This is a genomic window from Sinomonas gamaensis, from assembly GCF_005876955.1.
GTDB classification, from domain to species: Bacteria; Actinomycetota; Actinomycetes; order Actinomycetales; family Micrococcaceae; genus Sinomonas; species Sinomonas gamaensis.
In genome coordinates this window covers 1-25,536 of sequence record NZ_SSCL01000013.1, presented here as the reverse complement: position 1 = coordinate 25,536, position 25,536 = coordinate 1, and the positions used below count along the sequence as shown (strand labels likewise).

The following is a 25,536-nucleotide window of genomic DNA, read 5'->3' as shown; positions in this document are numbered from 1 at the left end:
CCCCGCCATCGATGCCCCCAACATCAGATAGAAAATATGTTCCTATACTACCACGACGATGGATTCAATTCGCAGAAAGATACGAAAAGCGCCATCCGTACGGCCCCCCGGACATCTCTCCCTCCAGACTCTGGCGCGCCCCCTTCAATGTGCGCTGTGCTGGTGGGATGAGCGAAGCCACCTCTCCTGCCCTGTCCGATGATGTCTTCCCTGCGCCTGATGTCTTCCCTGCGCGCGATACCTTCCCTGCGCCCGACGTCTCCCCCGCGCCCTGGACAGGACGGCACGACGGCGATTCGCCCGAACACCGCCGCTGGTGGCAAGCGGTGCAGCCCTGCACGCGCGAGGGCCTCACTGAAGCCGTTGCCGCCGCAGAAGCCCAAGGCGGCAGGAGGCCGGCCGTGCTCCTCGGCTTCGCCAGCGACGAGGGCGTGCGCCGCAACAAGGGCCGAGTGGGTGCCGCTGCCGCACCGAACGCGATCCGCGCCGCCCTCGGCCCGCTCGCCTTTCACTTGGGCCGGGACGTGTTCGACGCCGGCGACGTCACCGTGAAGCTGGGCGAGGAGGGTGCCCCGGGCGACCTCGAGGGCGGACAGGAGCGCTGCGGCGAGGTGATCACGTCGATGCTCGACGCCGGAGCCCTGACAGTCACGCTCGGCGGTGGGCACGAGACGGCGTACGCGAGCTACCTCGGGGTCGTGGACTCGGAACGCGTCGCGGGCGCCCGGGTCGGCGTGCTCAACCTCGACGCCCACTTCGACCTTCGCGCGGAAGATCGGGCGAGCTCCGGCACACCGTTCCTCCAGATGGCCCGGGCGGAAGCGGCCGCAGGCCGCACGCTCGAGTACGCCGTCGTCGGCATCTCGCGGCCGAACAACACGCTCGCGCTGTTCCGGCGTGCGGACGAGCTCGGCGTGCGGTATCTCCTCGACGAGTACGCCACACGGGAAACCGCGGAATCATTCGTCGAGGACTTCCTCTCCGGCCTCGACGCCGTCTACTTGACCATCGACCTCGACGTCCTGCCGGCCGCCGTCGCCCCCGGGGTCTCCGCCCCCGCCGGGCTCGGGGTGCCGCTCGACTTAATCGTCGCCGTCGTGCGTCGTGTGGTGGCCAGCGGCAAGCTGGTCCACGCGGACCTCGCCGAGCTCAACCCCTCGTACGACGTCGACAGCCGCACCGCCCGCGTGGCCGCGCGATTGGTGGACACGATCCTCGGCTAGCCGACGCGCAGCCCGAGGCCGAGCCACTGGGGAACAGCCAAGAGGGCCCGCACCGTCGTCGGTGCGGGCCCTCTCGGCTTGCAGCGTTCCCCGTTGCGAGCGAGGGAACTCAGGCGCGGCGCACGAGCACGCCGTCAGACTTGAGGAACAGTCGGCGCGGCTCGGCGCCCTCCGCGCTCAGCCAGAGCACATTTCCGCTCAGCGAGACTTCCTCGACCCGCCCCGCGGCCACGACCTGTGCGTGCTTGACCACCTCGACCTGCTCATCGGCCCGAAGCTCGCCCCAGTTGGTGAGCGGCGCCTGATGTGCCTCTCGCCTGGTCAGTACTGCCTCGCGTGCCTTCATGTTCCTAAACCCCTCCGGTATCGGTCTCTGGTGCCCATTGTGACCCGCGTCATTGCGGATACATCGTTTCTATCGGTTCCTGAGGCGCGTCGCCATGTAACCCCATACGACGATCCTCAGGAACCGTTGTGCACTCCTCCAGCGGTGTGGTCAGACCAGACCCCCGACGGCGGAATCCACCGCCGCGAGCACCTCGCCCCGCGCGAGGAGGGCGTCGGCCTCCTCGAGCTCGGGGGACATGAAGCGGTCGAGGCCGGGCCCCGGCACCGTCCGCCGAAGCACCTCCAGCGCGGCCTGACCGCCGGGACCCGGGGTGAGTGCGCCGTCGGACATGGCCGTGCGGAGGTCGATCGCGCGGGCCGCGGTCACGAGCTCGATGGCGAGCACCCGGCGCACGTTCTCCACTGCCTTGCGGAGCTTTCGGGCAGCGTGCCAGCCCATCGAGACGTGGTCCTCCTGCATGGCCGAGCTCGGGATCGAGTCCACGGAGGCAGGGACGGCAAGACGCTTGAGATCCGAGACGAGGCCGGCCTGCGTGTACTGCGCGATCATGAGACCGGAGTCCACGCCGGGATCGTCCGCGAGGAACGCCGGAAGGCCGTGCGAGCGGGCGGGGTCGAGCATGCGGTCCGTGCGGCGCTCGGCCATCGACGCGAGGTCCGCGGCGGCAATCGCCAGGAAGTCGAGCACGTACGCGACGGGGGCACCGTGGAAGTTGCCGTTCGAGCTCACACGCCCATCGGGCAGCACCACGGGGTTGTCGATCGCGGCCTCAAGCTCGCGCTCGGCGACCGCGCGCGCATGCGCGATCGTGTCGCGGACGGCGCCGGCCACCTGCGGAGCGCAGCGGAGCGAGTAGGCATCCTGAACGCGGTTATCCCCGGTCTTGTGGGACTCGACGATCTTGGATCCCCGCAGGACGGCGAGGATGTTCGCCGCCGACGCCGCCTGCCCGGGGTGCGGCCGAAGCGGCGCGTGCAGCTCGGGCAGGAACACTTGGTCCGTGCCCATGAGCCCGTCGACGGAGAGCGCAGCCGTGATGTCGGCGGTTTTGACGAGGGCGTCGAGGTCGTGGAGGGCCATGAGGAGCATGCCGAGCATGCCCTCCGTGCCGTTGACCAGCGCGAGGCCCTCCTTCTCCGCCAAGGTGACCGGCTCGATGCCGTGCTCGGCGAGGAGCTCCGCCGTCGTCCGCTGGCCGCGGCCGCCGAACGCCTCGCCGTCCGGGCCCACCGCCTCGCCCTCGCCCATGAGCACCAGGGCGACGTGGCTGAGCGGCGCGAGATCGCCCGAGCAGCCGAGCGAGCCGAACTCGCGGATCACCGGGGTGATCCCAGCGTTGAGGAGCTTGACGAACGTCTCGAGGACCACAGGCCGAACGCCCGTGCGGCCCGACGCCAAAGTCTTGGCGCGCAGGAGCATGAGCGCGCGGACCACCTCGCGCTCCACGGCCGGTCCCATCCCCGCGGCGTGGCTGCGGATGAGTGACTTCTGGAGCTGCGTGCGCAGCTCCTGCGGAATGTGGCGGTTCGCGAGGGCGCCGAAGCCCGTGGAGATGCCGTAGGCAGGGGTCTCGCTCGCGGCGAGTTCCTCGACATGGGCTCGGACTCGCGCCACCTCCTCGAGGGCCTCGGGCGCGACGGCCACCTTCGCGTCGTAGCGGGCGACGGCGACGACATCGGCTGCCGTCAGCCCTCCGGGGGCGAGGGTCACTTCGGTGGGAAGGCCGGTTTCGGATGCGGTGAGGGTCATGTCAGGTTCCTTTGTCAGCGTCCGGCCATGGGGATCTTGACGCCGCGCTCGGCGGCGACGTCGACGGCGCGCTCGTAGCCCGCGTCGACGTGGCGGATCACTCCCATGCCGGGGTCGTTGGTGAGCAGGGCGGTGAGCTTCGCGGCCGCGAGTTCGGAGCCGTCGGCGACGGAGACCTGGCCAGCGTGGATCGAGCGGCCGATGCCGACGCCCCCGCCGTGGTGGATCGAGACCCACGTGGCTCCGGAGGAAGCGGCGGTCAGGGCGTTCAGGAGGGGCCAGTCGGCGATCGCATCGGAGCCGTCCTTCATCGCCTCGGTCTCGCGGTAGGGGGAGGCGACGGAGCCGGAGTCGAGGTGATCGCGGCCGATCACAATTGGGGCCTTGACCTTGCCCTCGGCGACAAGCTGGTTGAACAGGAGGCCTGCCTTGTGACGCTCGCCGTAGCCGAGCCAGCAGATCCGCGCGGGGAGGCCCTCGAACTCGACGAACTCCTCGGCTGCGTCGATCCAGCGGTGCAGGTGCTCGTTCTCCGGGAAGAGCTCCTTGATGGCCTGATCGGTGACCTTGATGTCCTCGGGATCGCCCGAGAGGGCGACCCAGCGGAACGGGCCGAGGCCCTCGCAGAACAGCGGGCGGATGTAGGCCGGGACGAAGCCGGGGAACTCGAACGCGCGCTCGTAGCCGCCCTTGCGGGCCTCGTCGCGGATCGAGTTGCCGTAGTCGAAGACCTCGGCGCCCTCGTCCTGGAACTCGACCATCGCCTGCACGTGGCGGGCCATCGCGTTCTGGGCCTTCTTGGTGAAGCCCTCCGGGTCGGCCTCGGCCTCGTGGTGCCACTGCTCCACGGTGTACTCGCTGGGGAGGTAGCTCAGCGGGTCATGGGCCGAGGTCTGGTCGGTCACAATGTCGACGGTGAGCTCGCCGGCGCGGTGACGGCGCAGGATCTCCGGGAACACGTCGGCGGCGTTGCCCACGTACCCGACCGACAGCGCCCGGCCCTCGGCCTTCGCGGCGACGACCTTCGCCAGAGCAATGTCCAGATCCGTCTCGACCTCGTCGAGGTAGCGCTTGCCGGCCCGGCGGCGCAGGCGGGTCTCGTCGACGTCCACGATCAGCACCGCGCCCCCGTTGAGCGTGACGGCCAGCGGCTGAGCGCCGCCCATGCCGCCGCAGCCGCCAGTGAGGGTGAGCGTGCCCTTCAAGGAGCCCCCAAACCGCTTCTGAGCCACTGCGGCGAACGTCTCGTACGTGCCCTGCAGAATGCCCTGGGTGCCGATGTAGATCCACGAGCCGGCCGTCATCTGGCCGTACATCGTGAGGCCCTCGGCCTCAAGGCGGCGGAACTCCGGCCAGTTGGCCCAGTCGCCCACCAGGTTCGAGTTGGCGATCAGCACACGCGGCGCCCACTTGTTGGTGCGGAAGACGCCCACAGGCTTGCCGGACTGCACAAGGAGGGTCTCGTCGTCGTCCATGTCTTTGAGCGTGTCGATGATCGCGTCGAAGGCCTTCCACGAGCGGGCCGCGCGGCCCGTGCCGCCGTAGACGACGAGCTCGTCGGGGCGCTCAGCCACCTCGGGGTCGAGGTTGTTCATGAGCATGCGCATCGGCGCCTCGGTCTGCCACGACTTGGCGGTGAGCTCGGTGCCTCGAGGGGCGCGGACCGGGCGGGCGCCGGTGGTGAAGTCCGCCTTGTGGGGCTTGTTGGTGGTCATCGTGACTCCTGCGTCGGTGATGGATTGTCTTCATCCATGACACCTCGCTGGGAGGCCCGGAAACAGAGGCTTTCGAGGGGTCCTGTCCGGGATTACAGACGTGTCCCCGGAGCCAGCGGCCTCAGCCTCGACCGTAAATTCGGTGGGACAACTCGGCTGCCACCCGCGCAACCTGCCGCGCGAGCTCCTCGCGCTCGTCTCCCGGCACCTTCTCAGCCAGGAAGGTCACGGCGACGGCCGCCGTCGGCCATCCCGCGTGATCCTTGACGGCAGCGGCGACGGAGGCGAACCCGGAGGTCACCTCGCCGTCCTCCGTCGCGTAGCCGCGCTGGCGGACCTGATCGAGCGCGGACTGGAGCGCCGCGTAGCTGCGGATGTGCTCGCCCTCCTCGGTCCGCTCGCTGAACGCCGCAGCGTTGGGGTACAGCGCGCGGACCTGCGACTTCGGCAGGGCCGCGAGGATGGCCCGCCCGCTCGCGGTGAGATGGCTGGGAAGCCGGACGCCGACGTCGGTCACGAGCGAGGGCCGGTTCTTGGCCCGCTCCTCGACGATGTACAGCACATCGCGGCCGTGCAGGACCGCGAGGTGGGCGCTCTCCCCGAGCGTGTCGACGAGCGAGGCCAGCATGGGCCGGCCCAGCCGCGAGAGGGGCTCCTGGCGGGAGTAGGCGCTCGAGAGCTCGAACGCGCCGATCCCGAGCCCGTACCGCCGCTCCTCCGCGAGATGCATCACGAAACCGTTCTCCTCCATGACGGCGAGCAGGTGGTAGACGGTGGACCGCGGCAGCCCGAGGGCCGAGGCGATGCTCGCGGCGGGCTGCGGCCCCCGACGCGACGCGAGCAGGCGCAGGATGCGCAGCGTGCTCTCGGCGGCGGGGACCTTGGACTTCTGGCTGGCTTCGATGGACATGCGGGGCACCTTTGGAGGGAGACTGTCTGAAATACCGAACTCCAGTGTGCAGGCGGACGACGGCGGAGCGCACCTCCTGCGGACAGGCGCAAGTCTGCGATGCCAGACACAGGGCGCTCGTGATGCCACTCACAGGCCCTTCCGGCCCGGGAGAGTGGAAGGGATCTTCCCAGCGACGCGAGGAATCCCCCATGCAGCATTCACCTGCCGCGCTCAGCCGCGGCCTCAACGTCCGCCACATCCGGTTCATGGCCTTGGGCTCGGCCATCGGGACTGGGCTGTTCTACGGCTCGGCCTCAGCGATCCAAGCCGCTGGCCCCGCCGTCCTCATCGCCTACATGATCGCGGGCGCCGCCGTCTTCATGGTCATGCGCTCCCTCGGCGAGATGGCCGTGCGCCACCCCGTCGCCGGTTCGTTCAGCCAGTACGCGGGGCGCTACCTCGGCCCGCTCGCGGGCTTCGTGACCGGCTGGACCTACGTCTTCGAAATGGCGATCGTGGCCATCGCCGACGTCACGGCCTTCTCCATCTACATGGGCTTCTGGTTCCCCGAGACCCCGCGGTGGATCTGGATCTTGGCCGTCATCTTCTTCCTCACCGGCATCAATCTCCTGAGCGTCCGGGTCTTCGGCGAGCTCGAGTTCTGGTTCTCGCTCGTGAAGGTCCTCGCGATCGGCGCGATGATCCTCGGCGGCGCAGCGCTCATCGTCTTCGGCATCCAGCTCGGGGGCCACCAGCCAAGCTTCGGGCAGCTCGTGGACCACGGCGGCTTCATGCCGAACGGCTTCGGCGGGATGCTCGCCGCATTCTCCGTAGTGGTGTTCGCGTTCGGCGGTGTCGAGACGATCGGCGTGACCGCCGGCGAGGCAGCCGACCCCAAGCGCGCCATTCCCCAGGCCGTCAACACCGTGCCGGTGCGCGTCCTCCTCTTCTACGTGCTCACCCTGACCGTGCTCATGAGCCTGTTCCCGTGGAACGAGGTTGGCACTCAAGGCAGCCCGTTTGTCCAGATCTTCGACGGGCTCGGGGTGCCCGGCGCAGCGCACGTGCTCAACGCCGTGGTCATCACCGCAGCCCTCTCCGCGATCAACTCCGACATCTTCGGCGCCGGCCGGGTCCTCTTCGGGCTCGCGCAGCAGGGGCACGCGCCGCGGTCGTTCGGCAAGGTGTCGAAGCGTGGGGTGCCGTGGCTGACCGTCGTCGTGATGACGGGCGTGCTGCTGGTGGGCGTGGTGCTCAATGCGGTGATTCCCGAGGATGTGTTCCTCGTCATCGCCTCGATTGCCACGTTCGCGACCGTCTGGGTATGGGTCATGATCCTCGCAAGCCACGTGGCCATGAAGCGCGAGATCCGGAAGTACGCGCTGGCCCCGTCCGAGTTCCCGTCGCCGCTCTGGCCCGCCGCATCGATCGCGGCGATTGCCTTCATGACGCTCGTCATCGGCGTGCTCGGCTGGTTCGAGGAGACTCGGGTTGCGCTCGTGGTGGGAGCCATCTGGCTGGGGCTGCTGGCCGCCGCCTACGCGCTCTGGGTCCGTGGCGACGGACGACGGCGGCCCGCCCTCCGCGACGAAACCGCGCCGATCCCTGTGGTTGCCGAGGCAGAATCCGGCCGTCAGAAGGCGCAGCTGGGCTGAAATCGCGGGGCGTCACACTCGCGTGTCGCTCTGGCGTTGGACATGTCAAATTGAGAGCACCACTCTGCCTGCATCCGTGGGCAGCCGTTCCACCCCTTGATGCTCCAGAGAGGCTCTCATGTCGCACGCTTCCAACATTCCGACCGCCCCACCCGCCTACCCAGCACAGCGGGCAGTTCCTGGCAAGACCCTGGGAATCGTCTCCGTCATCCTGCCGTTCGTCGGCTTCGGCCTGATTGGCCTCATCCTCGGCATCGTCGCGAAGGTCCAGTCCAAGAAGGCCGGCGTGAAGAACACGCCCGCCGTGGTCGGGATTGTGCTCGGTGCCATCAGCGTCGTCGTGGGGCTCATCGTGACGATCACGATCATCGCGGGAATCGGTGCCGTTGCCCAGCAGTGCCAGCAGCTCGGCCCCGGCGTCCACCAGCAGGGCGGCGTGACGATCACCTGCAGCTAACTGCCTATCCGGCGCCCTTCCCCGCTACGGGCGCCCTTAGCCGCACTTCCGCGCCGGACCCGGCGCGGAAGTGCGGGAAAGCTACGCTTTTCCTTTTGCGCCGTCAGCTCGCATGGCCCGACCATGCGAGCTGACGGCGCTTCTGCATCCAACACCTACGGTTGCCTTCTCACTCGTGCCCGTTCATCGCCAGGGCCCCTTCTCCGTATTGAGGGAATTTTCAGCTCGAATTGCCCAAAAAATTTGTGGTGGGAGCAGGTAATTCAGTGCTCATGACCGATGACATCTCAGTGGTGAAGGTAGTAGCGTGACGGCACAAAGTTAGCGAATCTGATGAAAGAGCTCGGAATGAAGAACCGGGAACTTCCTCTCGTCGTCGCCTTTTGCGCGCTTGCCGCATTTGGCTTCGTCTGGGCAGCTGGCATTTTTATTTCCGCATCTCTGGTCCTTGCTTTATGCAGGTTAAAGGAACGCAGAAAAAGCGAACATTGGGGGGAGAAATGAAGTACTGGGGTCGAAGCGTCATCATCGAATTCTTGTGCGCCGTCATGTCCCGGACCCTGCGGACGTGACGGCGCAACGGGAGGGAGGGGTCACCGCGCAGACCAGCCGCCGTCCATCGTGTAGCTCGCCCCGGTGACCATGGCGGCGTCGTCGGACGCTAGCCAGCACGCAAGCGAGGCGACCTCCGCCGGCTCAACAAGCCGCTTGATCGCCATCTCGGCGAGCATGACGTCCGCGAGCACTTGGTCCTCGGAGATCCCGTGGGTCGCGGCTTGGTCCGCGATCTGCTTCTCCACGAGCGCCGTCCGCACGTACCCCGGATTGATGCAGTTCGACGTCACTCCGTGCTCCGCACCCTCAAGCGCTGTGACCTTCGAGAGGCCCTCCAGGGCGTGCTTCGCCGTCACATACGCGCTCTTGAACGCCGACGCCCGGAGGCCGTGCACCGAACTGAGGTTGATCACGCGCCCCCACCCGCGCTCATACATGTGCGGCAGCGCGGCCCGGATCAGCAGGAACGGAGCCTCGACCATGAGCTTCTGGATGCGGCGAAAGGCGTCCGGATCGAACTCCTGAATCGGCGCCACCTTCTGGATGCCCGCATTGTTGACGAGGATGTCGCAGTCTAGCTTGAGGCCCTCGAGCGCAGCGGTGTCCAGAAGGTCCACCTGCCAAGCCTCCCCGCCGAGGTCGCCGGCAAGCTTGGCCGCTGCGTCGCCGTCGAGATCCGCGATGACGACGGCGGCCCCCCGCTCCGCGAGTCCCCTCGCCACGGCGGCTCCGATGCCCGCGGCGCCGCCGGTTATGAGCGCCTTGCGCCCCGAAAGTCCACTCATGCGCGCGCTCCCGCCTCGGGAGTGGCAGCACCCGTGCGGGCGGCGTCCGCGGCGTCGACGGCGCGGAGCGAGGCACCGCGGGTCTCGCGAAGCGCCACGACGGCGACGGCGGTGATCACACCGGCAATGGCGAGGTAGAGCGCCGTCGGCCACCAGGAGCCGGTCGCCTTGAGCCATTCCGTCGCGAAGACCGGCGCGAGCGAGCCCGCGACGATCGACGTCACCTGGTACGAGATAGAGACGCCCGAGTAGCGCATGCGGGTCGGGAACATCTCAGCCATGATCGCCGGCTGGCCGGAGTACATGAGGGCATGAAAAACCAGGCCGACGATGATCGTCAAGAGGATGATCCACGTGTTCTTCGTGCCGAACGCCGGGAAGGCCCAGAAGCCCCACGTCCCGCCCAGAATGGTCCCCACGAGATAGACCGGCTTCCGGCCCACGCGGTCCGCGAGTCGCCCGATCAGAGGAATCACCGCGAAGTGGCACAGGTGGGCTATTGCGATGACGCCGAGGATATCCCCCGTGTTCATCTTGAGCCCGGTGCCTAGGTAGACGATCGAGAACGTCACCAGGAGGTAGTAGAAGATGTTCTCCGCGAATCGCAGCCCCATACCGACGAGCACGCCCTTCGGGTACCGCTTGAGCACCTCGATGACGCCGTAGCCCGCGGCCTTCTCCGAGTCCAGCTCCTCTTTCGCCGCCTGGAAGATGGGCGCGTCCGTGATCTTCGTGCGGATGTAGTACCCCACGAGCACCACGACAGCCGAGAGCCAGAACGCCACCCGCCAGCCCCACGTCAGGAAGCCGTCGCCGGGGAGCACTGTCGTCATGATCCAGAGCACGAAAGTCGCGAGGACGTTGCCGACCGGGACGGCGGCCTGCGGCCACGAGGCCCAGAACGCGCGCTCCTGGTCCGGCGCATGCTCGGCGACCAGGAGAACCGCGCCTCCCCATTCGCCACCGAGCGCGAGGCCCTGGATGAAGCGGAGGACCACGAGCAGGATGGGGGCCCACACGCCGATCTGCTGGTATGTCGGAAGGCAGCCCATGAGCACGGTCGCGATGCCGATCAGCATGATCGTGATCTGGAGGGTCTGCTTGCGGCCGAGCCGGTCACCGATCTGCCCGAAGATCACGCCACCGAGCGGCCGTGCGATGAAGCCGACGGCGTAGGTGAGGAACGCGGCGATGATCGCGTCATACTCGTTCCCCATCTTGGGCAGCAGGATCTTGTTGAAGACGATCGTGGACGCGGTCGCGTACAGGAAGAAGTCGTACCACTCGACGACCGTCCCGGCCATCGAGGCGGACACGATCTTCGTGAGGAGCGAGCGGTCTGCGGCGCTGCCGCCCGAGCGCTGCGGTGAGCTCATGGATTCCCTCCGGTGTCTGCTCTGACACGTGCCTCACGGCACTGGACCCGCTTGTGACGCGGGCCACCTGACCAAGCAAGTATGGTTGCGCGTTTTTGCTCCCTCAATGACCAGTACCGCAGAGTAGCTGTGCAGATTCGCAGATAAGGTGGGCGCATGACGACGACGTCCCCCTCGCCGGATCAGCTCCTCGTGCTCCTCGAGGTATCCCGGAGCGGCAAATTCACGACGGCGGCCGAGGCCTTGGGCCTCAACCACACCACCGTCGCGCGCAAGATCGCCGCGCTCGAGAAGGCGCTCGGCGGCCGGGTCCTCGCTCGAGCAGCGGGCGGGTGGGAGCTCACCCAGCTCGGCCAGCGTGCGGTGGGCGTTGCCGCTCAGGTGGCGGACGCCGTCGGCCGTCTGGCCCCGGGCGCGGACGATCCGGTGACCGGAGTCGTGCGGATGACGGCGACGGACGGCTTCAGCGCGTACATCGCCTCGCCCGCGGTCGCCGTGCTCCGGCGAGACCACCCCGGGCTCGCCGTCGAGCTCATCACGGTGACGCGCCGCGCGATGCAGCAGCGCTCAGGGGTGGACATCGAGGTCGTGGTGGGCGAGCCGCAGGTGCACCGGGCGGAGGCGGTCCGGCTCGGCGACTACACGCTCGGCATGTACGCCTCACGGGACTACCTCGCACGGCACGGCGCGCCCGAGACGCCTGAGGAATTGGCCCGCCATGGCCTCGTCTATTTCGTGGACTCAATGCTCCAAGTCGACGACCTCGACGCGCCCCGCCGCCTCGCCCCCGAAATGCGGGACGGCCTCACCTCGACGAATGTGTTCGTGCACGTCGAGGCGACGCGCGCGGGCGCGGGCATTGGTTTCCTGCCGTGCTTCATGGCCGACCGCCACGCCGACCTCGTCCGGCTCCTCCCCGACTATTTCCGTGAGCAGCTCCCGTATTGGATGGTGCTGCGGCCCGATTCGATGCGGCAGCCGGCCGTGGCCGCCGTCGCGACGGCACTCAGGCGGAAGGTGGCCGAGCTGCGGCCCCAGCTCATGGGCGAGGATTCAGGCGGGATCGTGACGTGAGCGGCTGTTGCCGATCCATGCGCGCGCCTGCGCGTCATCCCAGAATTGCGCGGGAACTCCCCCGCCCAGCAGACGACGGCGCAGGTCGGCCGAGGCGTCGAGCGGAGTGTCGCTGCCTGCAACGATGATGTTCCCGTACCGCCGGCCCTTGAGCATCGCAGGGTCGGCCACGACGGCGACGTAGGGGAAGACCTCGGCGATCGAGGCAGCCTCCTCCTTCGCCGTGACCTGGTCCGGCGCACTGCCCACGTTGGCCACGAACAGGCCGTTGCCGTCCAAAAGCGCGGCCGAAGCGTGCGTGAACTCGACCGTGGTGAGCCGATGCGGGGTGCGGGACCCGGCGAAGACGTCGCGGATGACGAGGTCCCGCGTGCCAGGCGTCAGCGACTCCGTGACCTCGCGCGCCTCACCGACCCGCAGCCGCAGGAGCGGGGCCTTGGGCAGGTCGAACCAGGCCCGGACGTATTCGGCGAGCTGGCCATCGAGCTCGACGACGACCTGCCGCGCATCGGGGTAGCGCGCCGCGAGGTACCGGGGCATCGAGCACCCCCCTCCGCCCTGGTGGAGCGCGCGCAGGCGCCCTGTGGTCTCGGGCGGGAAGCGCTCCTCGACGAGCGCGATGATCCAGCGCATGTATTCGAAGTCGAGGCGGAGCGGATCGCTGAGGACGATGTGCGAGCTCTGCACGCCGTTGATCTTGAGGAGCCAGCCGTCGGCGGCGTCGCCGTCGCGCTGGAGCTCGGCGGTGCCCGTGTCGATCGGGTACAGGCCAGGAGCCAACCGGGGCGCGCGCGTGTCCATGGGCACCACGCTATCGGTAGCGCTCGGTGAGTCAACGCGGGCTATTGCGGGCCCTTTGGGGGGTTCCTAACATGGTCAGCGGTCTCACAGCAGTAGGAGGTCAATCGCCATGTCGGTCATCGTCGCGGTCAAGCTCACCGGAGACACCGAAGTCTTCAAGAAGTCGCTCAGCGAACGCGCAGACGACTACCGCAAGATCGCCGAGCGTGCCAAAGAGAAGGGCGCCCTCCACCACCGGTTCGCCGTCGGGGACGGATTCGTCATCGTGAACGATGAATGGGAGACTGCCGAGGCCTTCCAGAGTTTCTTCGGCGATCCCGCAATGCGTGAATTCATCAGTGCCGCAGGCGGTGACCCCAGCGTCCCACCGGAAATCATCTGGGGCGATTCGATCGAATCACCGGATCAATTCTGATCGCCTGACCCCTCCTATTTGGCCGGCCTATTCGGCCGGCACCTATTTCACCAGCGCAAGCGCGAAGCCGTCCCAGCCCTTCCCTCCGACGGTCTGAACGACCGTGGCGTCGAAGGGCGGCCGGCCGAGCAGCTCGAGCGCCGCGATGATGCCCGGGGCGTTCGTCTCGTCCATCGAAGGATCAAGGAGGGCGCCCTCCCACACCGCGTTGTCGACGACGATTGCCGTCCCCGGGCGCCCCAGACGCACGGCCCATTGGAGGTAGTTGCTGTCGTTCTGCTTGTCCGCGTCGATGAACACAAAGTCATAGGGCCCCTCGAGCGAGGGCAGCGTCTCAAGCGCGGACCCGACGTGGACCGTCACGCGCTCCTCGAGTCCCGCCGCGGCAAGGTTCTCCCGGGCGATCTCAGCATGCTCCGGGAGGTACTCGAGCGTGTCCAGATGCCCGCCCTCGGGCAGCGCCTGGGCCATCCAGATGGTGCTGTACCCGGCGAGGGTCCCGATTTCGAGGACCCGCCGGGCGCCGCTCATCCGCACGAGCAGGTGGAGCAGCTTCCCTGCCGTGGGCTGCACTTCGATGGGCGGCATGCCGCGCTCGACGGCGGTGCTCAGGGCGCGCTCATGCTCCGGCCCGGGCTTCACCACAGTCTCGGTAAGCCATTTCTCGACGTCGATCCAACTCGGCTTGGGTGCGTGCTCGACCATGCGGCCCAGTCTGGCGGTCAGTCGGAATGTTGGGCAAGAGCCCGCTCGAGCCGCTCGACTTTCCCCTCGATCTCGCCCGTGTGGCCCGGCCGGATGTCCGCCTTGAGCACGAGGGAGACGCGCGATCCGTACCGGCCCACCGCGTCCGTCGCGCGCTTCACGACGTCCATGACCTCGTCCCACTCCCCCTCGATCTCCGTGAACATCGAGCTCGTACGGTTGGGCAGCCCGGACTCGCGCACGATCTTCACGGCGGCCGCGACCGCCTCATGCACGGAGTCTGCGGCAGCGGATGACGGCGGATTCCCGGCTTCAGCGGGCCTCTCGCCAGAGGGGGACACAGAGAAGGCGACGATCATCCGCTCAGTCTGCCACCGCCGTCGTCCGGGTTTTTGTCTTCTTGCCGCCCAAAGGTGAATTTTCCCTGAGAGTCGTGCTTCACATAGACGACAGCGAAAGTATCGGTCGATACGGTGGAGGTATGCAGTACGAAGGAGCTTGGCGGAAGCCCATGCGCGCGGACGCGGCCCGGAACATCGAGAAGATCATCACCGCTGCCCTCGAGTGCTTCCGCGAAGACGGACCGCACGTTTCGCTCAAGCTCGTCGCAGACCGCGCCGGTGTCGGTCCCGCCACGCTCTTCCGCAATTTCGCCGACAAGGAAGAACTCGTACTCGCCGCGATCGAGCGGCAGATCAAGGTCAAGGTCGAGCCCATCGCCGAGTCCGCCCTGGACAATCCGGACGCGGCCGCGGGCCTCATCGAAGTCCTGAGCGCCATCATGCAGGTCGCGAATGACGAGCACCATCTGCTCTCCGCCGTCGCCGGCCGCCGGCAGCTCCTCGTGGGCCTCGCCAGCAAGCTCATCGAATCGCTCGGGGTCCTGCTCAGCCGCGGCCAGGAGCAGGGGACCCTGCGCGAGGAACTGCGACTCCTCGACATGGTGCGGCTCGTCGCGATGCTGATCGGCGTCGGCGACACCGTGGCGCCGGGCTCCATGGCGTGGCTGCGCTACGTGGCGCTCGTCGAGGACGCCATCCGCACTCGGCGCGAACCTCGCCCGCTGCCCCCGCTCGAGGCCATCCCGGAAGTCGATCTTCCCCTGTAGCTTCATCCGACCTGCAGGTTCATCCGACGCGGTGAGATTGTTCATCTCAATTCGTCGTCATTGTCCGGTGCGCCCGCTAATGTCAGCGTCATGAGCACCATGAGTTCCTATTACAACGACGGCGCATCGAGCGCGGCCGCTATCGGGTTCCTCTTCGTCGCCACCATCATCTCGATCGTCATTGCCATCGCGGTGACGGGCATCATGTTCATGGGGGTCTTCCGGAAGGCCGGCAAGCCGCAGTGGGCTGCCTTCGTCCCGTTCTACAACTACTACCTGCTCCTCGACATCGTGGGCCGCCCATCCTGGTGGATCTGGCTCTTCGTCGGCGGAGTGCTCCTGTCCTGGATCCCGTTCATTGGTTTCCTCATCGGCATCGGCCTCCTGGTCCTTCAGATCCTGGTCATGAACGACCTCTCCAAGTCGTTCGGCAAGGATGCCGGCTGGACCGTTGGCCTCGTCCTCCTGCCCGTGGTCTTCGTGTCCATCCTCGGCTACGGCCAGAGCCCCTACCTGGGCAAGGGAGCGCTCATGGGGCTGCAGAATGCGGGCTACCCTTCAACGGGCTATCCGCAGCCCCAGCAGTACGGCCAGCCGGGCCCGTACGGCCAGCAGCCGAGCCCGTACGGCCAGCAGCCCACGTACCAGCCCCCCGCTTACGGAGAACCGCCTGCCTACGGGCAGCAGCCCGGGTACGGGCAGGCACCGGGCCACGCACCGGGCCAGGGCCAGCCTGAGCAGCCCAAGCCGGGCGAATCGCAGCAGTAGCCGCCGAGGGAAGTCACCTTCTCGCGAGGAAGTCATCTTGAGGCTGACTTCCCTGCGAGAAGGTGACTTTCTTTCGTCTGCGCCGACCCGCGTCAGCCCCAGCCGAGGAGCCGAAGGCCGGCTGCGACAGCCGCCCCGACGATCACGACGACGAGGAACGGCGCGCGCAGCAGGAGCGCCACCGCCGAGGCCACGAGGGAACCGAGCCGGGCGTCGATCGCGAGGGCCTGACCGGTCCCGAGGGCGTTCACGGCCGTGAGGGAGGCGAGGAGTCCGATCGTCATGGTGCCCGCGATCCGAGTCATCCGTTCGTTGTCCATCCAACGGCGCGGCACGAGGTAGCCGAGGAGCTTCACGGCGTAGGCGGCGACAGACGCGCCGATGATCCAGACCCAGAGCGTCACTGTCCCTCCTCCCGATGCCTGTACGGGTCAAGGTCGGGCTCAAGGCCCTCCATCTCCATGGCCCTGCCGGACGCCGACCGAGCGTGGCTGACCCAGCCGAGGACCGCCGCCACTACCGCCGCAACGAGAATCGGCACTCCCGGCGGGAGGAAGGGAACCGCGAGGACTGTTGCCAACGCGCAGACCACCGCGATCGCGGCTGGCTCACGCCCCTTCAGGCGCGGCCAGAGGAGCCCCAAGAATGCGGCGACGGCTGCGCCGTCGAGCCCCCACTGCTTGGGATCGCCCAACGCGTCCCCGGCGAGCGCGCCGACGGCCGTGAAGATGTTCCAGAGCACGAAGACGCCGAGCCCCGCGGTCCAGAAACCGCGCCGCTGCTCGAGGTGTTCGCTCTGGCCGGACGCGGTTGCTGTCGACTCGTCGATGGTGATCTGGGCCGCAGCGAAGCGACGCCAACCCCGGGGCCCGAGGAGCGCGTTGAGCTGCATCCCGTACACAGCGTTCCGGACGCCCAGGAGCGTTGCCGCCGCGGCTGCCGCAGCCCCGGAGCCCCCGCCGGCAATCACGCCGATGAACGCGAACTGGGACCCGCCGGTGAACATGAGCAGGCTCAATGCGATGGTCTGCAGGACGCTCAGGCCCGCCGCAACGCCCAGCGCGCCGAACGAGACCCCGTAGAGTCCGGTCGCGACAGCAATGGACAAACCCACCCGGAACGCGGGCGACCTGCGGAGGGACACCTCAGACAACGGTCGCGCCCACCTGCTTGAGTACGTCGGCGGGGCGGTTCGTGGTGATCTCCTGAACCCCGACGGCGAGGCAGTGCTCAACGTCGTCGGCCTCGTCGACCGTCCACACGCGGAAACGCCTGCCGTCGGCGAGCCATTGGCGGACGCGGTTCGGGTGGCTGCGCACGTACCCGATGCCCGGGCCCGCGATGCCCGCGCGTCCGCCGTCGAGGATCTCCTCCGCCTCGGCCTGTGCCGCCTTGAGCACATTGGCGACCGCGCCCCCGGTCAGGCGTCCCAGGGCCAGGTCGGTCCGAACATCCTCCACCTGGACGTCGTCCACGAGCATGCAGACGTGCTCAGGCGGCATGTGGCCGAGGAGGTACCGGACGGCGTCCGAGTCGAAGCTCATGAAGCTCACCTGAACTTTCCCGCGCCGGGACGACTCGGGTTCCCAGCCGCGGGCCTCGAGGAGCTTGAGGACGGTGTCTTCGAGCCGAAGCTGGTAAGGGCTCGGATGCTTGAGCTCAATCGCGAGGCCGATCTCCCGGTCCGCGGCCTCGAGGAGGTCCAGGAGGTCCGGAAGGGTGAGCAGCTGCTCGCTCACAGCCCCGTACTCGACGGGGATGCGCGCGCCCTTCCACGACGAGAAGTCCAGCTCTCGCAGCTCGTCGAGGGTGCGATCCCCCACGGGACCTGTGCCGGTTGAGGTGCGATCGAGGTTGGAGTCGTGGAGGAGCACGATGTGCTGGTCGCGCGTGAGGTGGACGTCGCACTCGACCCCGTCGGCGCCGTCAGCGAGCGCTTGGAGGTAGGCCGCGCGCGTGTGTTCGGCGAACTGGGCGCTTGCTCCACGGTGGGCGTACACGAGAGGGCGCTCGGAAGTCATGGTTCTACGCTATCGAACCTCTTGGGCGCCGACGCTCGCGGGTAGGGTTGCTGTATGGTGACGCTCCATCCCGGATCGGAGACCCCTACCCGGGCCTCGGCACGCCCGAAGCCCGAGCTCAGCCCCGCGGACGCCGAACGCGCCGCGGCGCTCCGCCGCATGAAGGCCCTCGCGCTGAGCCTGCTTGTTGCGATGGCCGTGGTCTTCGCCGTCGCCTTCGCGTTTCAGGGCCAGGTGCCCTGGCTCCAGTACGTCCGCGCCGCGGCGGAGGGCGGCATGGTGGGCGCCCTCGCCGACTGGTTCGCGGTCACCGCGCTCTTCCGCCACCCGATGGGCCTCAAGATCCCCCACACCGCGATCATCCCTCGCCGGAAGGACCAGATCGGCTCGGCGCTGAGCGGCTTTGTGGAGGACAATTTCCTCTCCGCGGACGTCGTCCGCACGAAGCTCGATTCGGTGGACATCGCGCGCAAGGTGGGCGGCTGGCTGGCGACCCCGGCGGGAGCCAAGCGGGTCGCCAAGGAGGGTGCCGCCGTCGTCCGCGGAGCGTTCACTGTGCTCAATGACGACGACGTCCAAGCGGTCATCGAGGGGCTCGTGCGGAAGCATCTGCTCACCCCGCCGTGGGGCCCGCCGATCGGCCGCCTCGCCGAGCGCGTGTTCGACGCCGGCCATCACCACCGGCTCGTCGACCTCCTCGTGGACCGCGCGGCGGATTGGGTGAGCGGGAACTACCAGACGGTGTCCCATCTGGTCACGGATCGCGCGCCATCGTGGGTTCCCCATTTCGCGAACGAGCTCGTGGGGGACAAGGTCTACATCGAGCTGTCCAAGTTTGTGGCGGCGGTCCAGTCCGACCCGAACCACCAGGTCCGGCAGTCGATCGACAAGTACCTCAAGGACCTGGCGCAGGATCTCCAGCACGATCCGGGGATGATCGCCCGCGCCGAGAACATCAAGGCGCAGGTCCTCGGCGATCCCGAGGTGCGCGACCTGGCGCAGCGCACGTGGTCGACCATCAAGCACGCCCTCCTCGACGCCGTCAACGACCCCCACAGCGAGCTGTACCGGCGTTTCACGACCGCGGTTCGCGACTTCGGCACCCGCCTGGTTTCCGAGGACGAGCTGGCCGACAAGGTCAATGCCTGGATCGGCGACGCCGCCGGCTACGTCGTCTCGACCTACCGCTCGGACATCGCTGGGGTCATCGAGGACACGATTGCCCGCTGGGACGCCGAGGAGACGTCGCAGAAGATCGAGCTCCAGGTGGGGCGCGACCTGCAGTACATCCGGCTCAACGGCACGATTGTCGGCGCCCTCGCGGGTCTGCTCATCTACGCCGTCGCGCACGCCATCTTCGGCGGGTAACGCCTAGCCCGCGAGGAAACTGAGCGGCTGGCCAGGTGAGGAACGCGTCAGCGGCCGTTCCCGTGCAGCCGAGCCCGACGCTCCTCGATCTCGCGTTCCACAACCTGCTGCGGCGACTCCGCCGCGAGGCCTGCAACAGAAGGCGCGGCGACCACTTCGCCGGGCACCGTCTCAAGGAAAGCGCCCGGCGCTGGGCCGAAGGCGGTGCGGGTGGCACGGATGACCGCGCGCCCCATGGCCAGATTCCCGGCACCGCCCACCACTGCGCCGACCCCGAACGGGAGCGCCCGCCCGAGCATGGCACCGGCTTGGCGGCGCAGGACCCACTTGAAGAACCGCTCCTGGATCTGGCGCTGGATGAGCCGCACGGCGGGAGCGGAGACGGAGCGGTTGATCGCGGCGCCCCACGCCGCTTGGGGACCAGCACCGGGCCCGAGCGCGTGGCCCGTGAGGCTGCTGAGCAGAGCAGCTCCCTCCTCGCCGAGCATGATGGCCATGACCGTGGTGCGTGCCCGCTCCGGGTCCTCGAGATGAATCCCGTGGAGCTCGGCGACCGAAGCCGCATAGAACGCGGTGGCCTCGAGGAAGCCCACTGTCGCGACTGCGGAGAGGCCAAGGGACGCGACGGTTCCCACCCCGGGGACCGCCGCTGTCCCGCCCACTGCTGCCCCTCCCCCGGCCACCGCTGCCAGATAGTCGCGCTCGAGCCGCCGGCTCAATTGCGCGGGGCTGAAGCCCGGATTCTGGCGGCGCATTCGGCGCAGGTTTGCCAGGACGAGCGGGCGCTGGACGTCGACGGCGCGCAGGAGGGCACGGTGGAGGCCGGGGCGCGGGCGTCCCGAGCGGTCGAACATTGCTCCACGGGCAGATTCCTGGGCGATGCGGAGAGCACGATTCTTCCTCGCCATCCCCCCAGCCTAGACCCGCGGTGCCCGCAGATAGTGCCGGAGGAACACTGCGACATCCGAGATCTCGCGGCTGCCGATTCGATGGCCCATGCCCGGGTAGGTCCTCGCCGTCAGCCGCGTGTGCTCATCGAGCCAGACGGATGTCGAGGCCACAGCGTCGGCATTGATGACCGGGTCCTCGACGTCGCGCCCCCAGAAGAACGCCGGCGGCTCGGGGAAATTCTCTGTGAGGGCGAGCAGCTCGTTCTCGAGCACGTACCCCGAGAGGCCGACGACGGCGGCGTAGGCGTGTGGCGTGAGCCGGACGAGGGTGCTTGCGAGGGCCATGCCCTGGGAGAAGCCGAGGAGGGCGACACTCGGATGGTTCGCCCGAACGGTGTCGACCCAGGCTTGGACCGCCGTCGTCGTCTCCACGACCTCGGCGAAGTCGGAGGCGAGGAAGAAGTCCAGGAGGAACCACCCGTGGTCGCCGCCCACGTCGAGCGGGCCGCGGGGAGCCGCGAGGGTGAATTCGGTCGGCAGGCCCCGGGCGGCCGCGAGGATGCGCTCAGGCGAGCTTCCGTAGCCGTGCAGGAGGACGATCAGGGGCTTTCCGGGGCGCTCGTTCTCGGGATCGGACCACACCACGTCCAGCGGTCTCGGCATGGCGCCGAGTCTAACTGGGGTTTATGGGAAGCCTCACTGGGTAGTAGCGAGGGTGCAGCGAGTGCACGTCCGCACCCGTACAAGAAGAGGAGTGAATCATGCGAATTGGTTCATCGATCGTTCTCATCGCTCTGGGCGCCATCCTGACGTTCGCCGTGCAGCCAGGAGTCATCCCCTACGTCAACCAGACCGTGATCGGCTACATCCTCATGGCGGTTGGCGCAGTGGGCCTCATTGTGTCCCTGATCATGGCGTCGAGCCACAGGACTGTGGTGCGGCATCGCGGCGCGGGTGTCGACGACGTCGATGTCTGACCAGGAAGCGTGATGTCCCCCGAGGTGTGACCTCCCCAGCGAGAGAACCAACGTGGAGCCCGGCTTTGTGCCGGGCTCCATTTTTGTGTTGGGACTAGGCCGATCTTTGTTTATGTGGGAACCGTTGACAAAGCCACAGAAACGCAGATAGAGTCAATCAAACCAAAGTTGTTGTGATGCAAGCCACATGAGGACAAGGACGTTCGATGCAGATGTTCGCTGAGGAGCGGCAGAAGCTCGTCGCGGCGCGGGTTGCCGAGGCGGGCCGGGTGAGCGTCACCGAACTCGCGGACCGCTTCGCCGTCACGACCGAAACCGTGCGTCGCGATCTCGCCACCCTCGAGCAGGCCGGGATCCTCCGGCGAGTCCACGGGGGTGCCGTCCCCGCTGACAACGTCTCCACCACCGAGACCACCCTCTCCGAGCGCCTCGTCCAGCACCTCCCTGAGAAGCGCCTGATCGCGGAAGCCGCCGCCGACCTCATCGCTGCGAGCCGCCCCGGGAGCGTCCTGCTCGATGCCGGCAGCTCGACCGAGGCGCTCGTCGACGTCCTCCTTGGCCAGCTGGCGGCCCGCCGCACCAGCGACGAGCAGGTAGTCATCACCAACGCCCTCCCCCTCGCGGACAAGCTCGCGGGAGTCCCTGGCCACGCCGTCCACCTCCTCGGCGGCCGGATCCGCGGCCTCACCCGCGCCGCGGTGGGACAGGAGACGGTCGAAGCGGTCGAGCGCCTGCGCCCCGACCTGGCCTTCGTCGGCACGAACGGCGTCCACGTCGCCTTCGGACTGAGCACCCCGGACAGCGAGGAAGCCGCTGTGAAGGCGGCGTTCGTGCGCTCGGCGAGGCGCGTCGTCGTCCTCGCGGACGCCAGCAAGCTGGGCGTCGAAACCCTCGTCCAATTCGCTCGGCTGGATCAGATCGATGCGATCGTCACGAACGCCGACCCTGAGCCGGATCTGGCCGCGGCGCTCGAGAAGGCAGGAGTCGAAGTAGTGAAAGCAGGCAAGCGATGATCGTGACCCTCACGGCCAACCCGAGCCTCGACCGCACGGTCGAACTCGGCGGGCCCCTCCTCCGGGGCGAGGTGCAGCGCGCCGTCGCAGTGCACCAGGAATCCGGCGGCAAGGGTGTCAACGTGTCCCGCGCGCTCGTCGCGTCGGGCCTCGACACGCTCGCAGTCCTCCCCGGCGATCCCGGCGACCCCGTGGTCGTGGGACTCGAGGCGCGCGGCGTCCCGTTCGCGGCGCTCCCCATCGGCCAGACGCTCCGCTCCAACGTCACGCTGACCGAGCCCGGCGGCGTGACCACAAAGGTCAACGAACCCGGTCCCGAGCTCACCGCGGACCAGCAGGAGCAGCTGCTGACGCTCTTGGTGAAGCAGTCGAGCGGGGCCTCCTGGGTGGTGCTCGCGGGCTCCCTCCCGCCAGGCGTCCCCGCCTCCTTCTACACGTTCGTCGCCGAGCGGCTCCGCACCGAGTTCGGCGACGACGCCCCGAAGATCGCCGTCGACTCCTCCGGCGCGCCCCTTGAGGCGTCGCTCGGCGGCCGGCCCGATCTCCTCAAGCCGAACGCGGACGAGCTCGCCGAGCTCGCCGCACTCGTGGGCCTCCCCGACGCCGGCACCCCGGCGGAGCTCGAGGCCTCACCGGAGCGGGCGGCTACCGCCGCGCGCTCCCTCGTGAACGCCGGAGTGGGCGCTGTGCTCGCCACCCTCGGCGCAAAAGGCGCCGTCCTTGTGACGGCCGACGGCGCGTGGCTCGCCACGCATGCCCCCATCCGGGCCGTCAGCACCGTTGGTGCCGGCGACTCCTCCCTGGCCGGATACCTCCTGGCCGACATCTCCGGAGCGGACGCCGAAGGCCGCCTCCGCCAGGCTGTCGCCCACGGTGCGGCTGCCGCCTCCCTGCCGGGATCCACCGTCCCGGCTGTCAACCAGACCCACCCCTCTGCCGTGACCGTCACGGCTCTCACGAAGGACTGACCATGACCGAACTCATCAGCCCGGAGCTGGTCCTGCTGGACGTCGCCCTCGGCGACGCTTCGGCCGACGTGATCCGGAAGCTCGCCGAGACTGTGGCCGCCGAAGGCCGCGCGACAGGCGCCGAAGGCCTCTTCGCCGACGCGTATGCACGCGAGCAGAAGACGGCCACGGGCGTGCCCGGCGGGATCGCGATCCCCCACTGCCGCTCCGAGGCCGTGACCGTACCGTCCCTCGCGATGGCCCGACTCTCGCAGCCGGTCGACTTCGGCGCCAAAGATGGCCCGGCAGACATCGTCTTCTTCATCGCAGCGCCTTCCGGGGCCGACCAGGAGCACCTCAAGCTCCTCGCGAAGCTCGCCCGGAGCCTCATCAAGAAGGACTTCACGGCAGCCCTGCGGGCGGCACGAACCTCCCAGGAGGTCGTCGGGCTCGTGAATGAGGCGCTCGGCCTGACGGGCGGTGAAGCACAAGCCGCTCCGGCCGCTGCCGCTACCGCATCGTCCACCTCCACCTCCACGGTTCGGCGGATCGTCGCCGTCACGGCCTGCCCGACCGGCATTGCCCACACCTACATGGCCGCCGATTCGCTGGTCGCCGCGGGCAAGGAGCAGGGCATCGACGTCCAGGTGGAGACGCAGGGCTCCGCGGGCGCGACGCCGCTGGCCCAGTCGATCATCGACGCCGCGGACGCAGTGGTCTTCGCCGTTGACGTGGACGTGCGCGACAAGCAGCGCTTCGCCGGCAAGCCGTACGTTCAGTCGCCGGTCAAGCGCGCGATCGACGAGCCCCGCGTCATGATCGAGGAGGCCCTCGCCACGGCAGCCGACCCCAACGGCCGGCGCCTCGCGGGCACTGCGGGTGGTCCGTCGTCGGCCGCTCCTGAAGGCCGCGAGTCCACCGGTGCCAAGCTGAAGCGCGCCCTGCTCACCGGCGTCAGCTACATGATCCCGTTCGTCGCGGCGGGCGGCCTTCTGATCGCGCTCGGCTTCCTCCTCGGCGGGTACGACATCACGAAGTACGCCGACACGATCGTGGTCAAGAACAACCTCTTCAACCTGCCGACCGACTTTGGGACGCAGGCCTGGGGACCGCTCGGCGCGTATCTCGGCGCAGTGCTGTTCAAGATCGGCGCGCTCTCGATCGGCTTCCTGGTCCCGGCCCTCGCCGGCTACATCGGGTACGCCCTCGCTGACCGCCCCGGCATCGCCCCCGGCTTCACCGCCGGCGCGGTAGCAGGCTTCATGGGCGCCGGCTTCCTCGGCGGCATCGTCGGCGGCCTCTTGGCCGGTTACACCGCGCACTGGCTCGCCTCGCTCTCGGCTCCTCGCTGGCTCCGTGGCCTCATGCCGGTGGCGATCATCCCGCTGGTGGCATCGATCATCTCGTCGGGCCTCATGTTCGTGGTCCTCGGCGGCCCGATCGCCTTCGTCACGAAGGCCCTCAACGACTGGCTGTCCGGCATGTCCGGTGCTGCCGCGATCGTCCTCGGCATCATCCTCGGCCTCATGATGTGCTTCGACCTCGGCGGCCCGGTCAACAAGGTGGCCTACTCGTTCGCCGTCGCCGGCCTCGGCGCCGCGTCCGCCACGAACCACGCGCCCTGGCAGATCATGGCCGCCGTCATGGCCGCGGGCATGGTTCCGCCGCTCGCCATGGCTCTCGCCACCGTCCTCGACCACCGCAACTTCAACGCAACGGAGCACGAGAACGGCAAGGCCGCCTGGCTCCTGGGCGCAGCGTTCATCTCCGAGGGTGCCATCCCGTTCGCCGCAGCGGACCCGTTCCGCGTCATCCCCGCCTCGATGCTGGGCGGCGCGATCACGGGTGCGCTGTCCATGGGCTTCGGCATCACGTCCAAGGCTCCGCACGGCGGAATCTTCGTCTTCTTCGCGATCGACAACTTCCTCCTGTGGGTCGTCTCGATTGCCGTCGGCGTGGTCGTGACCGCTCTGGCCACCATCGGCCTCAAGCGCTACGTTGGCAGGAAGGCCCCGGAGGCCGTCGAAGCTGAGCCTGTCGCCGCCTGACGAGCGGAGAAAGTTCGAGGTCGAAGATGCAGCAGTTTCACGGCGTTGGTGTGACTCCGGGGCGGGTTGTGGGGCCGGTGCGGCAGATGCCGGCCCCGGTGCGGGAGCCGCACGCGAATGTCGCGATCCCGGAGGGGGTGGGCCCGGAGTCGGAGGCCGAGCGGATCCGGGCCGCGTCCAAGGCCGTCCAGGCGGAGCTGAAGGCCCGGGCCGAGACGGCCTCGGGGGACGCCCGGAACGTGCTGGAGGCCACCGCGCTGATGGCCGCGGACCCGATGCTGGTCAAGGGCGCGGTGAAGCTGCTCTCCCCGGGCCCGCACGGGCCGGCCCGGACCGCGGAGCGGGCCGTGTGGGAGTCCGGGGCCGCGGTGGCGGAGAAGCTGAAGTCCCTGGGCGGGTACATGGCCGAGCGGGCCGCCGACGTCCTAGACGTCCGGTCCCGGATCGTGGCCGAGCTGCGCGGGCTGCCCGCCCCGGGGATCCCGGCCTCCCCGACCCCGTTCGTGCTCGCCGCGGACGACCTCGCCCCGGCCGACACCGCGACCCTGGACCCGGCCCGGGTCCTGGCCCTGGTCACCTCCGGCGGCGGCCCGCAGTCCCACACCGCGATCCTGGCCCGGGCCCTGGGCCTGCCCGCCGTGGTCG

Annotated in this window: 27 protein-coding genes; 13 read left to right on the top strand and 14 right to left on the bottom strand. The window is 68.6% G+C overall.

Annotated features, from left to right (window positions below):
- Window positions 1-167: 167 nt before the first annotated feature.
- A complete protein-coding gene (gene hutG / locus E5679_RS15870) occupies window positions 168-1,223 on the top strand; it encodes a formimidoylglutamase (RefSeq protein WP_138417635.1) in 1,056 nt (351 codons plus the stop codon).
- Window positions 1,224-1,332: 109 nt separating this feature from the next.
- Here hutG and E5679_RS15865 read toward each other — a convergent pair whose 3' ends face one another.
- The 4 genes from E5679_RS15865 to E5679_RS15850 all read right to left on the bottom strand — a co-directional run bounded on the left by E5679_RS15865 (window position 1,333) and on the right by E5679_RS15850 (window position 5,946).
- Window positions 1,333-1,569 (bottom strand): hypothetical protein, encoded by a 237-nt coding sequence (locus E5679_RS15865; protein WP_138417633.1) that lies wholly within the window; start codon window positions 1,567-1,569, stop codon window positions 1,333-1,335.
- Between the two features lie 150 nt (window positions 1,570-1,719).
- Window positions 1,720-3,321, bottom strand: a complete 1,602-nt coding sequence (gene hutH / locus E5679_RS15860) for a histidine ammonia-lyase (protein ID WP_138417631.1) — start codon at window positions 3,319-3,321, stop codon at window positions 1,720-1,722.
- Window positions 3,322-3,335: 14 nt separating this feature from the next.
- Complete coding sequence (hutU, locus tag E5679_RS15855) at window positions 3,336-5,036, bottom strand: urocanate hydratase (RefSeq protein WP_138417630.1); 1,701 nt, start codon at window positions 5,034-5,036, stop codon at window positions 3,336-3,338.
- Window positions 5,037-5,157: 121 nt separating this feature from the next.
- Window positions 5,158-5,946 carry an IclR family transcriptional regulator gene (locus E5679_RS15850; protein ID WP_138417628.1) on the bottom strand — a complete coding sequence of 263 codons (789 nt, stop codon included), beginning with the start codon at window positions 5,944-5,946 and terminating at the stop codon, window positions 5,158-5,160.
- A gap of 191 nt (window positions 5,947-6,137) precedes the next feature.
- Between E5679_RS15850 and E5679_RS15845 the strand changes: the two genes are divergently transcribed.
- A complete protein-coding gene (locus tag E5679_RS15845; protein ID WP_138417626.1) occupies window positions 6,138-7,583 on the top strand; it encodes an amino acid permease in 1,446 nt (481 codons plus the stop codon).
- A gap of 118 nt (window positions 7,584-7,701) precedes the next feature.
- Entirely contained in the window at window positions 7,702-8,040 is a 339-nt protein-coding gene (locus tag E5679_RS15840) for a DUF4190 domain-containing protein (RefSeq protein WP_138417624.1), read from the top strand.
- Window positions 8,041-8,633: 593 nt separating this feature from the next.
- Here E5679_RS15840 and E5679_RS15835 read toward each other — a convergent pair.
- Complete coding sequence (locus E5679_RS15835; protein WP_138417623.1) at window positions 8,634-9,380, bottom strand: 3-hydroxybutyrate dehydrogenase; 747 nt, start codon at window positions 9,378-9,380, stop codon at window positions 8,634-8,636.
- Window positions 9,377-10,756 (bottom strand): MFS transporter, encoded by a 1,380-nt coding sequence (locus E5679_RS15830; protein WP_138417621.1) that lies wholly within the window; start codon window positions 10,754-10,756, stop codon window positions 9,377-9,379. The genes E5679_RS15835 and E5679_RS15830 overlap by 4 nt, the downstream gene beginning before the upstream one ends.
- A 156-nt stretch (window positions 10,757-10,912) precedes the next feature.
- Here E5679_RS15830 and E5679_RS15825 point away from each other — a divergent pair, with 156 nt between their 5' ends.
- A complete protein-coding gene (locus E5679_RS15825; protein ID WP_138417619.1) occupies window positions 10,913-11,830 on the top strand; it encodes a LysR family transcriptional regulator in 918 nt (305 codons plus the stop codon).
- On the opposite strand, the gene E5679_RS15820 is transcribed toward E5679_RS15825, so the two are convergent.
- Window positions 11,810-12,631 (bottom strand): spermidine synthase, encoded by an 822-nt coding sequence (locus tag E5679_RS15820; RefSeq protein ID WP_138417617.1) that lies wholly within the window; start codon window positions 12,629-12,631, stop codon window positions 11,810-11,812. The genes E5679_RS15825 and E5679_RS15820 overlap by 21 nt on opposite strands.
- Window positions 12,632-12,740: 109 nt before the next feature.
- Between E5679_RS15820 and E5679_RS15815 the strand changes: the two genes are divergently transcribed.
- Window positions 12,741-13,046: a hypothetical protein gene (locus E5679_RS15815; protein WP_138417615.1), complete on the top strand. Its 306-nt coding sequence runs from the start codon at window positions 12,741-12,743 to the stop codon at window positions 13,044-13,046.
- Window positions 13,047-13,088: 42 nt separating this feature from the next.
- Here the strand turns inward: E5679_RS15815 and E5679_RS15810 are convergent, their stop codons facing one another.
- Together E5679_RS15810 and E5679_RS15805 are read right to left on the bottom strand one after the other, a co-directional pair.
- Window positions 13,089-13,751 (bottom strand): O-methyltransferase, encoded by a 663-nt coding sequence (locus tag E5679_RS15810; RefSeq protein ID WP_138417613.1) that lies wholly within the window; start codon window positions 13,749-13,751, stop codon window positions 13,089-13,091.
- A 17-nt stretch (window positions 13,752-13,768) separates the two neighbouring features.
- Complete coding sequence (locus E5679_RS15805) at window positions 13,769-14,110, bottom strand: thiamine-binding protein (protein WP_138417611.1); 342 nt, start codon at window positions 14,108-14,110, stop codon at window positions 13,769-13,771.
- Between the two features lie 122 nt (window positions 14,111-14,232).
- Between E5679_RS15805 and E5679_RS15800 the strand changes: the two genes are divergently transcribed.
- A complete protein-coding gene (locus E5679_RS15800; RefSeq protein WP_138417609.1) occupies window positions 14,233-14,859 on the top strand; it encodes a TetR/AcrR family transcriptional regulator in 627 nt (208 codons plus the stop codon).
- A gap of 90 nt (window positions 14,860-14,949) precedes the next feature.
- Window positions 14,950-15,627: a DUF5684 domain-containing protein gene (locus tag E5679_RS21085; RefSeq protein WP_212746985.1), complete on the top strand. Its 678-nt coding sequence runs from the start codon at window positions 14,950-14,952 to the stop codon at window positions 15,625-15,627.
- 92 nt (window positions 15,628-15,719) lie between these two features.
- Here the strand turns inward: E5679_RS21085 and E5679_RS15790 are convergent, their stop codons facing one another.
- Genes E5679_RS15790 through E5679_RS15780 form a run of 3 tightly spaced genes read right to left on the bottom strand, consistent with a single transcriptional unit; the run spans window position 15,720 to window position 17,648 of the window.
- Window positions 15,720-16,031 (bottom strand): AzlD domain-containing protein, encoded by a 312-nt coding sequence (locus tag E5679_RS15790; protein WP_138417607.1) that lies wholly within the window; start codon window positions 16,029-16,031, stop codon window positions 15,720-15,722.
- A complete protein-coding gene (locus E5679_RS15785) occupies window positions 16,028-16,771 on the bottom strand; it encodes an AzlC family ABC transporter permease (protein ID WP_138417605.1) in 744 nt (247 codons plus the stop codon). Before E5679_RS15785 ends, E5679_RS15790 begins: the two co-directional genes overlap by 4 nt.
- 1 nt (window position 16,772) lies before the next feature.
- Window positions 16,773-17,648 (bottom strand): glycerophosphodiester phosphodiesterase, encoded by an 876-nt coding sequence (locus tag E5679_RS15780; RefSeq protein ID WP_138417603.1) that lies wholly within the window; start codon window positions 17,646-17,648, stop codon window positions 16,773-16,775.
- Between the two features lie 54 nt (window positions 17,649-17,702).
- Here E5679_RS15780 and E5679_RS15775 point away from each other — a divergent pair, with 54 nt between their 5' ends.
- Window positions 17,703-19,016 carry a DUF445 domain-containing protein gene (locus E5679_RS15775; protein ID WP_138417601.1) on the top strand — a complete coding sequence of 438 codons (1,314 nt, stop codon included), beginning with the start codon at window positions 17,703-17,705 and terminating at the stop codon, window positions 19,014-19,016.
- A gap of 47 nt (window positions 19,017-19,063) precedes the next feature.
- On the opposite strand, the gene E5679_RS15770 is transcribed toward E5679_RS15775, so the two are convergent.
- Together E5679_RS15770 and E5679_RS15765 are read right to left on the bottom strand one after the other, a co-directional pair.
- Entirely contained in the window at window positions 19,064-19,924 is an 861-nt protein-coding gene (locus E5679_RS15770) for a hypothetical protein (RefSeq protein ID WP_249336173.1), read from the bottom strand.
- Window positions 19,925-19,933: 9 nt separating this feature from the next.
- Window positions 19,934-20,569: an alpha/beta hydrolase gene (locus E5679_RS15765; RefSeq protein WP_138417599.1), complete on the bottom strand. Its 636-nt coding sequence runs from the start codon at window positions 20,567-20,569 to the stop codon at window positions 19,934-19,936.
- 98 nt (window positions 20,570-20,667) lie between these two features.
- Between E5679_RS15765 and E5679_RS15760 the strand changes: the two genes are divergently transcribed.
- The 5 genes from E5679_RS15760 to E5679_RS15740 all read left to right on the top strand — a co-directional run.
- Window positions 20,668-20,883, top strand: a complete 216-nt coding sequence (locus E5679_RS15760) for a DUF6458 family protein (protein WP_138417597.1) — start codon at window positions 20,668-20,670, stop codon at window positions 20,881-20,883.
- Window positions 20,884-21,095: 212 nt separating this feature from the next.
- Entirely contained in the window at window positions 21,096-21,896 is an 801-nt protein-coding gene (locus E5679_RS15755) for a DeoR/GlpR family DNA-binding transcription regulator (protein ID WP_138417787.1), read from the top strand.
- Window positions 21,893-22,864, top strand: a complete 972-nt coding sequence (locus E5679_RS15750) for a 1-phosphofructokinase family hexose kinase (RefSeq protein WP_138417595.1) — start codon at window positions 21,893-21,895, stop codon at window positions 22,862-22,864. The genes E5679_RS15755 and E5679_RS15750 overlap by 4 nt, the downstream gene beginning before the upstream one ends.
- Before the next feature lie 2 nt (window positions 22,865-22,866).
- Window positions 22,867-24,891 (top strand): PTS fructose transporter subunit IIABC, encoded by a 2,025-nt coding sequence (locus tag E5679_RS15745; RefSeq protein WP_138417593.1) that lies wholly within the window; start codon window positions 22,867-22,869, stop codon window positions 24,889-24,891.
- Between the two features lie 26 nt (window positions 24,892-24,917).
- A partial coding sequence (locus E5679_RS15740; protein WP_249336172.1) for a phosphoenolpyruvate-utilizing N-terminal domain-containing protein occupies window positions 24,918-25,536 on the top strand: 619 nt, incomplete at its 3' end.

What these genes read in the sequence shown, in the direction of transcription:
- E5679_RS15805 (WP_138417611.1), bottom strand. Translation starts at nt 14,110, where the DNA reads ATGATCGTCGCCTTCTCTGTGTCCCCCTCTGGCGAGAGGCCCGCTGAA.
- E5679_RS15750 (WP_138417595.1), top strand. Translation starts at nt 21,893, where the DNA reads ATGATCGTGACCCTCACGGCCAACCCGAGCCTCGACCGCACGGTCGAA.
- E5679_RS15745 (WP_138417593.1), top strand. Translation starts at nt 22,867, where the DNA reads ATGACCGAACTCATCAGCCCGGAGCTGGTCCTGCTGGACGTCGCCCTC.
- E5679_RS15830 (WP_138417621.1), bottom strand. Translation starts at nt 10,756, where the DNA reads ATGAGCTCACCGCAGCGCTCGGGCGGCAGCGCCGCAGACCGCTCGCTC.
- hutG (WP_138417635.1), top strand. Translation starts at nt 168, where the DNA reads ATGAGCGAAGCCACCTCTCCTGCCCTGTCCGATGATGTCTTCCCTGCG.
- E5679_RS15840 (WP_138417624.1), top strand. Translation starts at nt 7,702, where the DNA reads ATGTCGCACGCTTCCAACATTCCGACCGCCCCACCCGCCTACCCAGCA.
- E5679_RS15780 (WP_138417603.1), bottom strand. Translation starts at nt 17,648, where the DNA reads ATGACTTCCGAGCGCCCTCTCGTGTACGCCCACCGTGGAGCAAGCGCC.
- E5679_RS15865 (WP_138417633.1), bottom strand. Translation starts at nt 1,569, where the DNA reads ATGAAGGCACGCGAGGCAGTACTGACCAGGCGAGAGGCACATCAGGCG.
- E5679_RS15835 (WP_138417623.1), bottom strand. Translation starts at nt 9,380, where the DNA reads ATGAGTGGACTTTCGGGGCGCAAGGCGCTCATAACCGGCGGCGCCGCG.
- E5679_RS15800 (WP_138417609.1), top strand. Translation starts at nt 14,233, where the DNA reads ATGCAGTACGAAGGAGCTTGGCGGAAGCCCATGCGCGCGGACGCGGCC.
- E5679_RS15825 (WP_138417619.1), top strand. Translation starts at nt 10,913, where the DNA reads ATGACGACGACGTCCCCCTCGCCGGATCAGCTCCTCGTGCTCCTCGAG.
- E5679_RS21085 (WP_212746985.1), top strand. Translation starts at nt 14,950, where the DNA reads ATGAGCACCATGAGTTCCTATTACAACGACGGCGCATCGAGCGCGGCC.
- E5679_RS15765 (WP_138417599.1), bottom strand. Translation starts at nt 20,569, where the DNA reads ATGCCGAGACCGCTGGACGTGGTGTGGTCCGATCCCGAGAACGAGCGC.
- E5679_RS15760 (WP_138417597.1), top strand. Translation starts at nt 20,668, where the DNA reads ATGCGAATTGGTTCATCGATCGTTCTCATCGCTCTGGGCGCCATCCTG.
- hutH (WP_138417631.1), bottom strand. Translation starts at nt 3,321, where the DNA reads ATGACCCTCACCGCATCCGAAACCGGCCTTCCCACCGAAGTGACCCTC.
- E5679_RS15755 (WP_138417787.1), top strand. Translation starts at nt 21,096, where the DNA reads ATGTTCGCTGAGGAGCGGCAGAAGCTCGTCGCGGCGCGGGTTGCCGAG.
- E5679_RS15770 (WP_249336173.1), bottom strand. Translation starts at nt 19,924, where the DNA reads ATGGCGAGGAAGAATCGTGCTCTCCGCATCGCCCAGGAATCTGCCCGT.
- E5679_RS15850 (WP_138417628.1), bottom strand. Translation starts at nt 5,946, where the DNA reads ATGTCCATCGAAGCCAGCCAGAAGTCCAAGGTCCCCGCCGCCGAGAGC.
- hutU (WP_138417630.1), bottom strand. Translation starts at nt 5,036, where the DNA reads ATGACCACCAACAAGCCCCACAAGGCGGACTTCACCACCGGCGCCCGC.
- E5679_RS15810 (WP_138417613.1), bottom strand. Translation starts at nt 13,751, where the DNA reads ATGGTCGAGCACGCACCCAAGCCGAGTTGGATCGACGTCGAGAAATGG.
- E5679_RS15815 (WP_138417615.1), top strand. Translation starts at nt 12,741, where the DNA reads ATGTCGGTCATCGTCGCGGTCAAGCTCACCGGAGACACCGAAGTCTTC.
- E5679_RS15775 (WP_138417601.1), top strand. Translation starts at nt 17,703, where the DNA reads ATGGTGACGCTCCATCCCGGATCGGAGACCCCTACCCGGGCCTCGGCA.
- E5679_RS15845 (WP_138417626.1), top strand. Translation starts at nt 6,138, where the DNA reads ATGCAGCATTCACCTGCCGCGCTCAGCCGCGGCCTCAACGTCCGCCAC.
- E5679_RS15820 (WP_138417617.1), bottom strand. Translation starts at nt 12,631, where the DNA reads ATGGACACGCGCGCGCCCCGGTTGGCTCCTGGCCTGTACCCGATCGAC.